The sequence below is a fragment of the Nocardioides koreensis genome (genome assembly GCF_039531775.1).
Lineage (GTDB): Bacteria > Actinomycetota > Actinomycetes > Propionibacteriales > Nocardioidaceae > Nocardioides > Nocardioides koreensis.
In genome coordinates this window covers 103,140-117,544 of sequence record NZ_BAAAQR010000010.1, presented here as the reverse complement: position 1 = coordinate 117,544, position 14,405 = coordinate 103,140, and the positions used below count along the sequence as shown (strand labels likewise).

Sequence of the window (14,405 nt, the reverse complement as noted above, 5' to 3'; positions counted from 1 at the left end):
CTGGCGCGTCCCGGCTCAGAGCGGGAACGACACCCCCGTCAGAGACTCCGACCGTGTCCACAGCAGCCGGGCGAGGTCGGGGTCGCTGGCCGTTCGGGACCGGCCCACCATCGTGGGCCAGCCGTTGAGCTCGCGGGCCCGGTGCGGGCCGAGGTAGCTGTTGCCCGCGACGTCCATCGTCGCGGCGTAGAGCGTCGGGAGCGCGCCCCGCCAGGCGGGCATCCCGAGTAGCCGGTTCCCGACCCCGGACAGCCGCGTGAAGGCGCGGTTGCCGGTGCCGGCCTGGATGGCGGTCGCGGTGTAGCCGGGATGGGCGCCGGTCGCGCGCAGGGTCGACCCGGCGGCGGTCAGCCGGCGCTGCAGCTCCGCGAGGAAGAGCAGGTTCGCCAGCTTGGAGGCGGCGTACGCGGCGTACGCGCGATAGCCGCGCCGCTCCCAGCCCAGGTCGTCGACGTCGAGGTCACCGGAGCGGTGTGACGCCGAGCCCACCACGACGACCCGGTCGGTCAGCCGCGGCAGCAGCAGGTTGGCCAGCGCGAAGTGGCCCAGGTGGTTGGTCGCGATCTGGGTCTCGAAGCCGTCGACGGTGCGGGCGTAGGGCACCCCCATCACCCCGGCGTTGTTCACGAGGACGTCGACCGGCCCGACCCCGGCGGCGAAGTCGCGCACCGAGGAGAGGTCGGCGACGTCGAGCCGGCGCACCTCCACGGCCCCAGCCATGGTCGCGGCGACCGCTTCTCCCTTGGCCTCGTCGCGGACGGCCAGGACGACCTCGGCGCCGACCGAAGCCAGCCGCCGGGCGGTCTCCAGCCCGATGCCGCTGGTCGCGCCCGTCACCACGAAGCGGCGGCCCCGCTGCTCCGGCACCCTGGTCCAGGGACCGGTGCGCGCCTTGTTCACGTCCCCTCGAGGATGCGCCGCAGGGCGGCCAGGTCCTTGGTCATCGCCCGGCGCATCGCGATCTCGAGCACCGGAGCCAGGGCCCGGGAGAACCCCGCGGGTCGCCCGTCGTTGCGCAGCGCCATCACGGTGCCGTCGGCGTCAGCGGTCCAGGTGTACGTCGTGCGCATCGGGAACGGCCCCTGGGCCGTCTCCATGACCAGCCGCTCGCCCGGCACCAGCTCGGTCACCTCGTAGGTGTAGGACAGCCGGCGGCCGAGGAACGTCGCGACGAAGTCCATCCGTGATCCGACCGATACCGGTGGCGGGGTCCGCCACTCGACCTGCTTGATGTTGGCGTACCACCGGGGGGCGTTGCCCGGGTCGCCGGCGTACGCCGCCACCTCCGCGAGCGGGCGGCGGATCCGCGTCTCGACGCAGACGTCGACACGATGACTCACAGGTCGCCCTCGACGTACTCGACCGGCTCCCCGATGGCCACCGTGCGGCCGACGGTGCAGAGCCGGTCACGGACCCGCTGCAGGGTCTGGGGCAGGACCTCGCGGGCGCGGTCGCCGGCCTCGCCCTCGGGGAAGGTGACGTCGTAGGTGACGGTGAGCCCGACCACGTGGCTGCCCTGCTCGTCCCGGACCTTGTGACCGGTGGCGCGGGCGTCGAAGGTCTCCGCGTCGGAGCGCCTGCCCGTGATGATGTCCACGTCGATGGCGCCGCACCCCGCGAGCGCGGCGAGAAGCAGCTCGACAGGGGTGAAGTCGGGGTCGTCGCCGGACCCGATCGGGAGCACGCCCCCGCGGCTGTTGGTGGCCTTGTAGCGGCGCTCACCGATGCGCGTGAGATCGATGCTGCGCAGGGTGGAATCGGCCGTCTCGTCACTCATGGGCCTCAGCCTGCCAGACCTGCGCCCCCGCCGAACGCGGTCGCGTCGTACCCTCCCGGACATGCGCACCGTCTTCCGCTGCGAGGATCCCGACGTCAACCCCTACCGGCTCCTGACGGCCCTGGTCGTGCCACGACCGATCGCCTGGATCTCGACGCTGGACGACCACGGGGTCGGCAACCTCGCGCCGCACTCGTTCTTCAACGTCGCCTGCGCCCGGCCCCCGATCGTGTCCTTCGCCTCGGTCGGCGACAAGGACACGCTGGCCAACGTGGTGGCCACCGGCGAGTTCGTCGTCAACCTGGCGACCGAGCCGCTGCTCGAGAAGGTCAACGACACCAGCGCCAGGTTCGGTCCAGACATCGACGAGGCCGCGGCCCTGGGCATCGGGCTCGAACCGAGCAGCCTCGTCGCACCCGCGCGGGTCGTGGACTCCCCCGCGTCCCTGGAGTGCACGCTGCACTCCACCCACGAGCTCGGCGACACCACGCTCGTCCTCGGCCGGGTGGTGGCGATCACCGTGCTGGACGAGGCGCTGGTCGACGGCCACCCCGCGATGGAGCACCTGCGCCCCGTCTCCAGGCTCGGCCGCGACGAGTGGGGACTGCCGCCGGCCGTCGTGTCGGTCGCCCGGCCGAACCGCCCCGAGGACATCGTCGAGAGGTCCTGAGGGACCCGCCCCCCACCGGATCGTCTGACAGTCCGACGAACACGCCGGAATTCGCCGCGGAACTTGCGTCCTCGCGATCTGCAGGGTGAGGGTGGAAGGGACCTGCACGCCGATCGGAAGGCACGTCATGCTCACCCTGACCGAGAACGCCAGCACCATCGTCAAGGACATCACCGCCCAGCCGGGTCTCGCGGACACCGCCGGACTGCGCATCACCTCCGAGGACGCCCCCGAGCCGACCTTCGCGGTCAGCGCAGCGGAGGCCCCGGAGCCGGGCGACCAGACCGTCGAGCAGGACGGCGCCACCGTCTACCTCGACCAGACCGCCGCGGCGATGCTCGACGACAAGATCCTCGACGCCGCCGTCGACTCGGCCGGCAAGGTGGAGTTCGCCCTGGGCATCCAGGCCTGACTCCCCCGCATGCAACAGACCCCCGGGCCGACGGCCCGGGGGTCTGTTGCATGTCAGGACGCGCGTGCGCCGCGACTCAGCGGGTGCGACGGCGCAGCACGCGACGCGCCCGCCGGTCGGCCTGCCGGGCGAGCTCCAGGTCGCGCAGGAGCGCGGGGTCCTGGGCCTGGTGGGCCCGCGCCGCGACGATCCCGAATGCCTGGTGCAGCTGCGTGGTCATGGTGTGCTCATCCCCTTCGGCCCGGTCCGACGGGCCCCGTTCGTGTAATGACTTACGTCGCCTCTGCGGCTCTTACATCGTAGGGCCCCTGGGCGCGCCTCCCGGATTCGGCGGCGACGTGATGTCGGCCACCAGCGGGGCGGGGTGCGCGCACCCGGCCGGAGCCGCGCCGAACGCGCTGGCAGGATCGAGCGCATGGCCCAGAAGACCCGTGAGATCCAGCTCGCCGCCCGCCCGTCCGGCTGGCCGACCCCCGACGACTTCCGGCTCGTCGAGGTCGAGCTGGCCGATCCCGGACCGGGCGAGGTGCTGGTCCGCAACACGTTCATGTCGGTCGACCCGTACATGCGCGGGCGGATGAACGACGTGAAGTCCTACGTCCCGCCCTTCCGGCTCGACGCGCCGCTCGACGGCGGCGCCGTCGGCGAGGTGGTCGCGTCCGGGGACGAGTCCGTGCCCGTGGGCGCGACGGTGCTGCACCAGGCCGGCTGGCGCGAGCACGCACTGCTCCCGGCGTCGTCGGTCCGGCCGGTCGACGTCTCGCAGGTGCCGGCGTCCGCCTACCTCGGCGTGCTCGGCATGCCCGGCCTCACGGCGTACGTCGGGCTCACCCGGGTCGCCGGCCTGCGTGAGGGCGACGCGGTGCTGGTCTCCGGCGCAGCCGGGGCGGTCGGCTCGGCAGCGGGTCAGATGGCGCGCCTGCTCGGCGCCTCCCGGGTGGTCGGCTCGGCGGGGTCGGCCGAGAAGGTGTCCTGGCTGACCGACGACCTCGGGTTCGACGCCGCGGTGAACTACAAGGACGCCCCGATCGCCCGACAGCTGAAGGAGCACGGCCCCTTCGACGTCTACTTCGACAACGTCGGCGGGGACCACCTCGAGGCGGCGATCTCCCACCTCGCGGACTTCGGCCGGATCGCGGCGTGCGGGGCGATCGCGCAGTACAACGACACCGAGCCCACCCCCGGCCCCCGCAACATGATGATGTTCGTCAGCAAGCGGCTCACCCTGCGCGGCTTCATCGTCTCCGACCACGCGGACGCCGCCGCGGAGTTCTACCAGCGCGCCGGCGCGTGGGTGGCCGACGGCCGGCTCACCTCCCGCGAGACCGTCGTCGACGGGCTCGACCACGCGGTGGACGCGTTCCTCGACCTGCTCCGGGGCGGCAACACCGGGAAGATGCTGGTCCGCCTCTAGGAGACGGCGGACGCTGGCCCCGGGGCGCGACGGTTCCACCAGCGCGCGATCGCCGGCGCCGCGGCGATCCCCACCACGTCGAGCAGCCACAGCCGCCCCTTCGTCAGGTCGTACGCCGCCAGCAGGTCGGACCAGCTGTCGCCGTTGACGTAGTGACCGAACGTGAGCTCGAAGGTCACCGTGGCGCCCGCCCAGGCCAGCCCGACCAGCGCGGCGTCGCGGGGCTCGTCCAGCGGGTTGCGTCCCTCGACGTGCACCGTCCAGCGCAGGACGAGCGCGAGCAGCAGGACGCCCGCGAGCTGGTCGGCCGTGAGCTCGGGCAGCACCTCCCCGTAGGCCCGGTGCAACGCCGCGTTGGCGAACGCGAGCCCCACGGCACCGCCCCAGCCGGCCGCCCACGCGTCCCACGCGACGGCTCCGTCGGCGGGCGGGACCCCGACGTACGGCGCCCCGCGTCCTGGCAGCCTCATGCGTGCCTCCCCGGTCGGTGCCGTCAGGCTGCCCGAGGGACCCGACGCGGGACAGGGGCCAACGTCCCGGGCGGACCGTCCGCCGGACGTACGACGGCGGGCCGGGAGCAACCTGCTCCCGGCCCGCCGTGACTGCGCGTCAGAGGGTCACTTGACGAAGACCCGGACGTGCTTGTGGCCGGTCACGACCTTGTCCTGCGGCTCGCTCGTGGCGCTCTTCTGGATCTGCTTGCGCTTCGAGTAGAGGCCGAGCTGGACCTGGACCTCGTCGTTGCGGACCATCGTGGCGGCGTACTTCTCGGCCTGCTCGATCGAACGCGGGTAGGCGTCCTCCGACCAGAGGTAGGCACCGCCGGTGAACTCGATGCGGCCCTCACCGCCGGAGGCGTTCGCGGGGATGCTGACCGAGACCGGGACGGTCCGGGTGGCCGAGCCGCTGGTGAGCACCGCACGCATCTTCAGGGCCTTGCCCGCCCTGGCGAGAACCGGCGCGCCCTTGCCGGCCTTGACCCACGCACCGCCGATGCGCTGCTGGAGCTTCGACAGCTCCCACACCGAGTGGTCGACGTCGACCTGGGAGTCCATGGTGACGCCGTCGAGGGTGACGCCCGGGATCCGGCTCAGGGACCACACGAAGTCGGCGAGGTCCCAGGCCGACTCGTAGGTGATGTCGTAGTCGGAGGCGAAGCGGTCGGTGACCTGGAGGTTGAACGGCGTCCCGTCGCTGTCGTGACCCGCGATCGTCCACTCCAGCAGCTCGGAGCCGGCGATGGCCCCGTCGACCACGCGGTCGTGGTTGCCCACCGACTCGTAGAACACGGTGCTGGCCATCGCCTCGGGGACCGAGACGTGGGTGGTGCCGCTGCGCTCCCGGTCGCGGAAGGCGACCGTCGAGGTGACATCGGTCGTGGCCGGCGCCGCGCCGAGGAAGCCGGTGATCCCGGTCAGGTGGTCGTCGGAGATGGTGCCGGCGGGAGCGCCCAGGTTCGCGACCTTGAACGGCGCACCGAGCGACTCGGGCTGGATGAAGAGAGCGTCGGCCGGGTGCAGCGTCAGCGTCGTCTCACCGAGGAACGTCATCGGGTGGCCGAAGCCGACCACCTTGTCGTTGCAGACCGCGGTCACGGTGCCGACACCACCCATGGTGATGTCACCGTAGGACAGCGACGCGGCGAGGTTGCCGCCCGGCTCGATCGTCTCGGGGCCGGCCGCGTTCGCGTCGCCCGCGACGGCTGCGGAGCCCATCCGGTAGGAGCTCTTGGGCACCCACTTGTGCTTGGCGCGGTGGTTCTCCGCCTGGTTGAGGCGACGGTTGCTCACGCCGGAGACGCCGGTCGGCATCGGCAGCTGGCTGAAGCCCGCGGCGGCCTGCGTCCGGGTGACGTCGGAGCTCCGCGCGATGGTGAGGGCCTGCGCGTCGGACACCTTGACCTTGGCCGGCGCTGCGGCCGCGGTCATGTAGTCGTCCATGTCGGCGAACGGCGTCACGCCGGCGATCCACGACGGACCCCAGGAGAGCCCGTAGGCGATCGCGCCGATGACCTCACCGTTGCTCGCGTAGACCGGCGAGCCGGACATGCCCTGCCAGATCCCGCCGATCTTGTCGGGGTCCGGCGCGGTGATCTCGACCATGATCATGTCGAGGTCGGGTGCGATGCCGTCCTGGAGGACGCCGAGCACCTGGCCGTCGAACTCCTGGGGCGTGGTGCCCGAGGTGACCGACATGGCGGTCACGGCGTCGCCCTTGGTGAGCGCGCCGGAGTACGGCGTGCAGTCCGGCGTCGGCGCGGCCGACTGTGCCGGGGCGTTGCCGACGGCGGCAGCGCCCAGGGCCAGGCCCATGACCGCGGTGAGTGAGGCCAGGGCACGGCCCCGGCGGTGGACAAGCGTTGGCTGCATCGAGCCACTCCCTTTCCCGAAGACGGGCGTGACTGACGCCCCCAGTGACCCCTATGACGCGACGAGCCTCCGAATGGTTGCCTGCCTGCGCGGACGAAATTCCCGGTCCTCGGAGGAAGGTACGTCCTCCGGCTCGCCGGCACCGCAAGTCCGCGCCGTCGTCACCGATCCGTGACCTCCCGACCCCGGGGACGGCTGAGGGGGCCGGGCATAGGGTGTGCCGCGTGACTGCCAACCAGAGCCCCTTCCACAGCCTCCAGCACGCCGAGGCGCGGGCCCGTTTCGACCTCCTCGCCGTCGACGCGTATGACGTGGCCCTCGACCTCGCCTCGGACGAGGCGACGTTCCGCTCCGTGACGACGATCCGGTTCACCTCCCGGGGCGGGCCGACCTTCCTCGACCTCAAGCCGGCGCGGGTCAACGAGATCCGCTTCAACGGTTCGCCCCTGGACGCCGACCTGCTCGAGCGCGGCCGACTGCCCCTGGAGACGGTCGAGGGCGCCAACGAGCTGGTCGTCGACGCGGTGATGCGGTTCCGCAACGACGGCGAGGGGCTGCACCGCAGCGTGGACCCGGCCGACGGCAGGCACTACGTCTACGGCATGTGCTTCATGGACGCCGCCCCCAGCATCTTCGCCTGCTTCGACCAGCCCGACCTGAAGGCGCCGTACACCTTCCACGTCACCGCGCCGGCCGACTGGGTCGTCGTCGGCAACGCCCCGGGCAGCAACCCGGAGCCGGGCGTGTGGGAGCTCGAGCAGACCCAGCCGCTCTCGACGTACTTCGTCACGCTCGTCGCCGGCCCGTACCACCTGATCCGCGACGAGCACGACGGGATCCCGCTGGGGCTCTCCTCGCGGGCGAGCATCGCCAAGGACCTGGACGCCGACGCCCACGAGCTGTTCACGATGACCAAGCAGTGCTTCGACGAGTTCCACCGGCTCTTCGGGATCCGCTACCCGTTCGGCGAGTACCACCAGGCGTTCGTCCCCGAGTTCAACGCCGGCGCGATGGAGAACCCCGGCTGCGTCACGTTCCGCGACCCGCTGATCTTCTCCTCCCGCGTCACCCGCGGCGTCCGGATCGCCCGCGCCACCACGGTCGCCCACGAGATGGCCCACCAGTGGTTCGGCAACATCGTCACCCCGAAGTGGTGGGACGACCTGTGGCTCAACGAGTCCTTCGCCGAGTACATGGGCAACCGGGTCACCGCCGACGTCACCGAGTACGACGACGCCTGGACCCACAACGCCTACGCCCGGCGCCAGTGGGGCCTGGTCGCCGACCAGCGGCCCAGCACCCACGCGGTGGCCGGCAACGGCGCGGTCGACGCGACCGCCGCGCTGCAGGACTTCGACGGCATCTCCTACGCCAAGGGGTCGAGCATCCTCAAGCAGCTCAACGCCACGCTCGGTGACGAGGTGTTCTTCGCGGGCGCGATCGACCACTTCACCCGGCACCGCTTCGGGAACGCGACGATGCACGACCTGTTCGCGAGCTGGGAGCAGGCCGGCGCGGGCGACCTGAGCGCGTTCACCAGCAGCTGGCTGCGCACCGCCGGCCCGGACACCATCGTGCTCGACCGCGCGGCCGGCACCGTGCGGCGCACTCCCCCGGCCGGCCACCCGGCGGACCGCCCGCACACCCTCCGGGTCGCCACCGCCGCCCCCGAGGGCAAGTGGGAGGTCTCGACGCTCACGGTCGACTCCCCCGAGACCGCCCTCGACGTCGCCGAGGGCAGGGCCGTGGTGCTCGACCCCTACGAGGACACCTGGGCGCTGGTCCAGCCCGACGCCACCACGGTGGCGGCCCTGAAGTCTTTGCTCCCGGCCACAGACGAGACCCGGCTGCGCGCCGGCGTGTGGAACAACGTCCGCAGCGCCTTCCACAACGCGGCCATCGACCCGGCCGACGTCATCGACCTGCTCGAGGCCGGGCTGCCCGTGGAGGACAGCGACGACGCGGTCTTCTACACGATGCCCTGGGCGATCACGAAGGTCGCGCCCCTGACCGCCGACCCTGCGGCGGCTTTGCGGCGCATCAACACCGCGGCGCTCGCGAAGGTCGGCGACAGCGTCCCCGGGTCGACCCTGCAGCTCTCGGCCTTCCAGGCCGCGGTCAGCAGCGCCACCGACGCCGGGCAGCTGCGCAGCTGGCTGGACGGTCGGGTGCTGCCCGACGGCGTGGAGGTGGACCTCGACCTGCGCTGGCGGATCCTGGTCCAGCTCGCCGTGCTCGGCGAGACCGACCGCGACGAGCTCGGGGCGGCCCTCGAGGCCGAGCCGACGGCGCGCTCCCGCGTGGAGCACACCCGGGCGACGGCCTCGCTGCCCGACGCCGAGGCCAAGGCCTGGGCCTGGGCGCGTTTCACCGGCGAGGTGGACGTGCCCAACTACGAGCTCGAGGCCGCCGGGGCGGGGCTGTGGCGGACCGGTCAGGAGCACCTCACCGACGAGTACGTCGACCGCTACTTCGCCGACGTCCCGCGCACCGTGGAGGTGCGGAGCGGCTGGGTGCTGGCCGAGGCGGCGCAGTTCTTCTTCCCGGCCACCTCCCTGACCGAGGAGACCCTCGCGAAGGCACGGGCGCTGATCGACCTCGACGGGCTGGACGCGTCGATCCAGCGGCGCGTGGTCGACCTCACCGACGAGCTCGAGCGGCGGCTCGCGATCCGGCGGGCCTACCCCGCACGATGACGGGACCCCTGTCGTGAGCGAGCGCGCGCGCCGTCCCGGACCCACCGTCCGGACCCGTGTCCACGAGCTCACCGCGGACGGCGAACGCCGGCACGAGGACCGGCTTGCCACCGAGGAGCCCCTGGAGATCCGGTTGGCCTGGCCCGGTGCGGCCGCGCGCCGGGTCTGGGTCACCATGCGGACGCCGGGGCACGACTTCGAGCTCGCGGCAGGCTGGCTGCTCCACGAGGGACTCGTCCGGCCCGGGGACGTGCACGAGGTCGCGTACTGCACCGACACCGACCTCGCGCCCGAGCAGGAGTTCAACGTCGTGACCGTGACCCTCGACGGTCCCCCGGCGCGCGACCCCGGCCACCGGCACACCGGCCTGTCGGCCGGCTCCTCGGCCTGCGGGGTCTGCGGCAAGGACAGCGTCGCCTCGGCGCTCGACGTGCCCCGTGGCGAGCCGTGGACCGGCGAGCTGCCCGGTGCCCCCGTCGTACGCCGCCTGCCGGAGCTGCTGCGGGAGCGCCAGACCGTCTTCTCCCGGACCGGCGGGGTCCATGCCGCGGGCCTGTTCACGGCGGCCGGCGAGCCGCTGGTCGTGCGCGAGGACGTGGGCCGGCACAACGCCGTGGACAAGGTGTCCGGCGCCCGGATGCTCGCCGGGGCGGCACCGGCGGAGGCCTGCCTCGTGGTGAGCGGGCGGGCCGGCTTCGAGCTGGTGCAGAAGGCGATCTCCGCCGGTGTCGGCTCGCTGGTCGCGGTGGGGGCACCCACCAGCCTGTCGGTGCGGCTGGCCGAAGGGGCCGGCCTGGTGCTCTACGGCTTCACCTCGCCGCAGCGTTGCGTGCGCTACACCTGAGCCCTCCCCGGCGTGGGTGCGACGGACTGTCGGTGGCCCTTCCTAGGTTGGTCCCATGCGCATCCTCCACACCTCCGACTGGCACCTGGGCCGGTCGTTCCACCGTGAGGGGATGCTCACCCACCAGGCGGCCCACGTCGACCACCTGCTCGAGGTCGTCGCCGCGGAGCGGGTCGACCTGGTCGTGGTGGCCGGCGACGTCTACGACCGGGCCCTCCCCCACGTCGACGCGGTCCGCCTCGCCGACGAGACGCTGGCCCGGCTGGCCGCGTCCCGGGCGAAGGTCGTGCTGACCAGCGGCAACCACGACTCCGCGCAGCGGCTCGGCTTCAGCTCCCGGCTGATCGACGCCGCGGGCGTGTTCATCCGCACCGACGCCGGCACCGTCGGCACCCCGGTGCTGCTGGAGGACGAGCACGGGCCGGTCGCCGTCCACGGGATCCCCTACCTCGACCCCGACGCCGTGCGTGAGCCGTGGGGGCTCGCCGGGCGCTCCCACGAGGCGGCGTTGACCGAGGCGATGCGCAGGGTCCGCTCGGACCTGGCCGGGCGCCCGGGGACGCGCTCGGTGGTGCTCGCCCACGCCTTCGTGGCGGGAGCGGAGCCGAGCGACTCCGAGCGGGACATCAGCGTGGGTGGCGTCTCCGTCGTACCCACCTCGGTCTTCGACGGCGTCGACTACGCCGCGCTGGGCCACCTCCACGGACGGCACACCCTCACGGAGACGGTGCGCTACAGCGGCTCCCCACTGGCCTACTCCTTCTCCGAGGCCACCCACCGCAAGGGCTCGTGGCTGGTCGACCTCGGCCGCGACGGCGTGGCCGCCGCCGAGTTCGTCGACGCGCCGGTCCCCCGGCCGCTGGCCCGCCTGCGCGGCACGCTCGAGGGGCTGCTGGCGGACCCGGCGCTCGCGGTCCACGAGCGCTCGTGGGTCCAGGCCACGCTGACCGACGACGTCCGGCCGCACCAGGCCATGGACCGGCTCCGGGCCCGCTTCCCGCACACCCTGGTCCTCGGCTTCGAGCCTGCCTCCGGCGACCGCGCCGCAGCGCCGGCGGCGCGCCTCCACGGGCGCAGCGACCACGACATCGCCCTCGACTTCGTCGCCGAGATGCGCGGCGCCGCCGCCAGCGACGAGGAGGCCGGCCTGCTGCGGGACGCCTTCGACGCCTGCTGCGAGGACCCCGACTTCGACGTCCTCGTGACGGGGGCCGGCGCCTGATGCGACTCCACCACCTCGAGGTCCAGGCCTTCGGCCCCTTCGCCGGGCACGTCGCGATCGACCTCGACCGGCTCTCCGAGGCCGGTCTCTTCCTGCTCTCCGGGCCCACGGGGGCCGGGAAGACCAGCGTGCTCGACGCGGTCTGCTTCGCGTTGTACGGCGACGTCCCCGGCGACCGAGGAGTCGCCAAGCGGTTGCGGTGCGACCAGGCCGCGCCGGGGGTCGCCCCGACCGTCACCCTGGAGGCGACCCTGGCCGGGCGCCGGTTCCGGATCGTCCGCTCGCCGGCGTGGGAGCGCCCGAAGAAGCGCGGCTCGGGCACGACCACGCAGCAGGCCTCGGTGACGATCTCCGAGCGGGTCGAGGGCGCCTGGACGCCGCTCTCCAGCCGCCTCGACGAGACCGGGCACCTGGTGACCCGCCTCGTCGGCATGAACCTCGCCCAGTTCACCCAGGTGGCGATGCTTCCCCAGGGTCGCTTCCAGGCCTTCCTGCGCGCCAGGTCCGAGGAGCGTCACCAGCTGCTGCAACGGCTCTTCCGCACCGGACGGTTCGAGGACGTCGAGCGCTGGCTGCGCGACCGCCGGGTGACGCTGCGCCGGAGGTCCGAGGCGTGCCACCAGGCAGTCGCCGACCTGGTCAGCCGGGTCAGCGAGGCAACCGACGCCGGCCTCCCCGGGGAGTGGGACATCCGCGACCTCACCGGCCCGGCCGCCGACGGCGCGCTGGCCGCCTGGGCCGCGGGGCTCTGCGAGGAGGCGGCCGCCACCCGCGACGAGTCCTCCCGCGCGTCCGCCGTCGCCGCCGAGGCCGAAGCCGCCGCCCACGCCCGGCTCGACGCCGCCCGCAGCCTCCTCGAGCGCCGGGCCCGGCTCGACACCGCCGCCGGGGAGCACCAGCGGCTGCTGGAGCAGACCGAGCGGGTGGACGCTGCGCGACGTGCGCTCGATGCCGCACGACGAGCGGCGACCGTGATCCCCGTGCACCGGATGGTCACCGCCGCGACCGCCACCCGCGACCGCGCTGCGCAGGCTGCCTCCGAGGCCACCACCACGGCCGCGGACGGCCTCGGCCTGCTGCTCGTCGACCGGGAGACCCTGGACCACGCGGCCGCCGAGGCCGCCGATGCGGCGGCCGGCGTCCGCGCCGCGTTGCCGCGACAGGCCCGGCTCGAGGCCGTCGAGGCCGAGGTCGGCGCGGTGGACGCGCGACGGGGCGAGCTCGCGGAGCGGGTCGCCGGTGCCGGCGCGGAGCAGGCCGCCCTGCCCGAGCGGATCACCACCCTGCGTGCGGAGCTGTCCGCCGCCGAGGCAGCGCGTGCGGAGCTGCCGCAGGCCCGCGCCCGGCTCGCCGACCTCGACGACCGGGCGGCCGCCGTGGTCGAGGTCGCGTCCGCGACCACCGAGCTCGAAGCCGCGCGGACCGACTGGCTGGAGGTCCGGGAGACCGCGCTGGCCAGGCACGAGCAGCTCCTCGCACTCCGGCAGGCGCGGATCGAGGGGATGGCCGCCGAGATCGCCGGCGCGCTCGCCGTGGGGGCCTGCTGTCCCGTCTGCGGCTCGGACGAGCATCCCCAGAAGGCCAGCCCGGCACCCGGGGCCCCCGACGGCGAGGCCGAGAAGGCCGCGCAGCGGGCCCTCGACGACGCCAAGGCCGACGAGCACGTGCGCGACCTCAAGGTCCGCGAGCTGACGACCCGGCTCGCCACCGCGACCGGCAGGGCAGGTGGGGCCACCCCGGCCGAGCTGGAGGTCGGGCGCGCCACGCTCCGCACCCAGATCGCCCGGCTCGAGACCGACGCCGGCCGGGCCGAGCCGCTCGAGGGCGCGCTCGCGACGGCGGTCGCCGACCAGGACCGGCTCGGCCGCGAGCTCCGCGACCTCGAGCTGGAGGCCGCCACGCTGGAGTCCCGCGCCACGCACCTGCGTGCCGAGGCCGAGGAGCTGCGCCGCGACCTCGAGAGGATGCTCGCCGAGACCGGGTGCGCCGACCTGCCGGCCCTCCTCGACGCACACCTCGAACGCGCCGCCACCGCCCGGCGCGCCGTCCAGGCCGTCGACGCACTGGCCAACGCCGAGTCGGCGCTGGCCGAGGCCACCGCCGCGCTGGCCACCGCGGTCGAGGACGCCGGGTTCGCCTCCACCGCCGCAGCCGTCGAGGCGGCGAGGCCGGCCGGCGAGGCGGACGAGCTGGCGCGGCGGGTCGCCGACCACGACCGGCGGGTGTCGGCCGTGGCGGCCGTGCTCGCCGAGCCCGGGTCCGACGAGCTGGCCCGTGCCCCGCTGCCCGACGTCGACGCACTCGCAGCCGCCCGGGCCGACGCGCTCGCGGCCCTGGGAGACGCCCGCGCGGTCAGCTCGCTGTGGACCTCGCGCCACCAGCGGCTCTCCGGGCTGGACGAACGGTTGCGCGCAGCCCTGGCGGACTGGGCACCGGTCCTGGAGGACGCGCGCCTGACCAACCACCTCTGCGCGTTCGTCGAGGGCAAGGCCCCCGACAACCGGCTGCAGATGCGGCTCTCCGGCTACGTCCTGGCCTACCGCCTCTCCCAGGTGGTCGCCGCGGCCAACGAGCGACTGGCCCGGATGAGCGACCGGCGCTACTCCCTCGAGCACACCGGTCGCCGTGGCGCCGGTGAGACCCGGGGCGGCCTGAGCCTGCTGGTGCGCGACGACTGGTCCGGCGAGACCCGGGACCCGGCCACGCTCTCGGGCGGCGAAACGTTCGTCGTCTCCCTGGCCCTCGCGCTCGGTCTGGCGGACGTCATCACCCAGGAGGCCGGCGGCGCCGACCTCGACACGCTCTTCGTCGACGAGGGGTTCGGCTCGCTCGACGCGGACACCCTCGACGACGTCATGGACACCCTCGACTCGCTGCGCGACGGCGGACGGGTGGTCGGCGTGGTGAGCCACGTGGCGGAGATGCGGGACCGGATCCCCACCCAGCTGGTCGTGACCAAGTCACGCCAGGGGTCCACGGTCTCGCTGACCTGCTGATGGTG

Annotated in this window: 13 protein-coding genes; 7 read left to right on the top strand and 6 right to left on the bottom strand. The window is 73.7% G+C overall.

The genetic code is table 11. The features are described from left to right. Nucleotides 1-15 precede the first annotated feature (15 nt). Genes ABD268_RS15975 through ABD268_RS15965 form a run of 3 tightly spaced genes read right to left on the bottom strand, consistent with a single transcriptional unit; the run spans nucleotide 16 to nucleotide 1,777 of the window. Nucleotides 16-900, bottom strand: coding sequence for an oxidoreductase (locus ABD268_RS15975; RefSeq protein WP_344154330.1), 885 nt, complete (start codon nucleotides 898-900; stop codon nucleotides 16-18). After that, entirely contained in the window at nucleotides 897-1,340 is a 444-nt protein-coding gene (locus ABD268_RS15970; protein ID WP_344154327.1) for an SRPBCC family protein, read from the bottom strand. The genes ABD268_RS15975 and ABD268_RS15970 overlap by 4 nt, the downstream gene beginning before the upstream one ends. After that, nucleotides 1,337-1,777, bottom strand: coding sequence for an OsmC family protein (locus ABD268_RS15965; RefSeq protein ID WP_344154324.1), 441 nt, complete (start codon nucleotides 1,775-1,777; stop codon nucleotides 1,337-1,339). The genes ABD268_RS15970 and ABD268_RS15965 overlap by 4 nt, the downstream gene beginning before the upstream one ends. A gap of 61 nt (nucleotides 1,778-1,838) precedes the next feature. Between ABD268_RS15965 and ABD268_RS15960 the strand changes: the two genes are divergently transcribed. Together ABD268_RS15960 and ABD268_RS15955 are read left to right on the top strand one after the other, a co-directional pair. Continuing rightward, nucleotides 1,839-2,447, top strand: a complete 609-nt coding sequence (locus ABD268_RS15960) for a flavin reductase family protein (protein WP_344154321.1) — start codon at nucleotides 1,839-1,841, stop codon at nucleotides 2,445-2,447. Nucleotides 2,448-2,574: 127 nt separating this feature from the next. After that, entirely contained in the window at nucleotides 2,575-2,859 is a 285-nt protein-coding gene (locus ABD268_RS15955) for a Fe-S cluster assembly protein HesB (RefSeq protein WP_344154318.1), read from the top strand. 76 nt (nucleotides 2,860-2,935) lie between these two features. On the opposite strand, the gene ABD268_RS15950 is transcribed toward ABD268_RS15955, so the two are convergent. Then, entirely contained in the window at nucleotides 2,936-3,079 is a 144-nt protein-coding gene (locus ABD268_RS15950) for a hypothetical protein (RefSeq protein WP_344154315.1), read from the bottom strand. 195 nt (nucleotides 3,080-3,274) lie between these two features. Here ABD268_RS15950 and ABD268_RS15945 point away from each other — a divergent pair, with 195 nt between their 5' ends. Continuing rightward, nucleotides 3,275-4,273: an NADP-dependent oxidoreductase gene (locus ABD268_RS15945; protein ID WP_344154312.1), complete on the top strand. Its 999-nt coding sequence runs from the start codon at nucleotides 3,275-3,277 to the stop codon at nucleotides 4,271-4,273. Here the strand turns inward: ABD268_RS15945 and ABD268_RS15940 are convergent. Beyond that, nucleotides 4,270-4,743: a hypothetical protein gene (locus ABD268_RS15940; RefSeq protein WP_344154310.1), complete on the bottom strand. Its 474-nt coding sequence runs from the start codon at nucleotides 4,741-4,743 to the stop codon at nucleotides 4,270-4,272. The genes ABD268_RS15945 and ABD268_RS15940 overlap by 4 nt on opposite strands. A gap of 147 nt (nucleotides 4,744-4,890) precedes the next feature. Then, nucleotides 4,891-6,642, bottom strand: coding sequence for a SpoIVB peptidase S55 domain-containing protein (locus ABD268_RS15935; protein ID WP_344154307.1), 1,752 nt, complete (start codon nucleotides 6,640-6,642; stop codon nucleotides 4,891-4,893). Between the two features lie 224 nt (nucleotides 6,643-6,866). On the opposite strand from ABD268_RS15935, the gene pepN reads away from it, so the two are divergent. The 4 genes from pepN to ABD268_RS15915 are packed head-to-tail and all read left to right on the top strand — an operon-like array spanning nucleotide 6,867 to nucleotide 14,400. After that, the gene (gene pepN, locus ABD268_RS15930) at nucleotides 6,867-9,338 is read left to right on the top strand and encodes an aminopeptidase N (RefSeq protein WP_344154304.1); all 2,472 of its coding nucleotides are present in this window, start codon (nucleotides 6,867-6,869) and stop codon (nucleotides 9,336-9,338) included. A 13-nt stretch (nucleotides 9,339-9,351) separates the two neighbouring features. Then, nucleotides 9,352-10,182, top strand: a complete 831-nt coding sequence (locus ABD268_RS15925; RefSeq protein ID WP_344154301.1) for a formate dehydrogenase accessory sulfurtransferase FdhD — start codon at nucleotides 9,352-9,354, stop codon at nucleotides 10,180-10,182. 55 nt (nucleotides 10,183-10,237) lie between these two features. Then, complete coding sequence (locus tag ABD268_RS15920; RefSeq protein WP_344154298.1) at nucleotides 10,238-11,404, top strand: exonuclease SbcCD subunit D; 1,167 nt, start codon at nucleotides 10,238-10,240, stop codon at nucleotides 11,402-11,404. After that, nucleotides 11,404-14,400: an AAA family ATPase gene (locus tag ABD268_RS15915; RefSeq protein ID WP_344154295.1), complete on the top strand. Its 2,997-nt coding sequence runs from the start codon at nucleotides 11,404-11,406 to the stop codon at nucleotides 14,398-14,400. Before ABD268_RS15920 ends, ABD268_RS15915 begins: the two co-directional genes overlap by 1 nt. Nucleotides 14,401-14,405 lie beyond the last annotated feature (5 nt).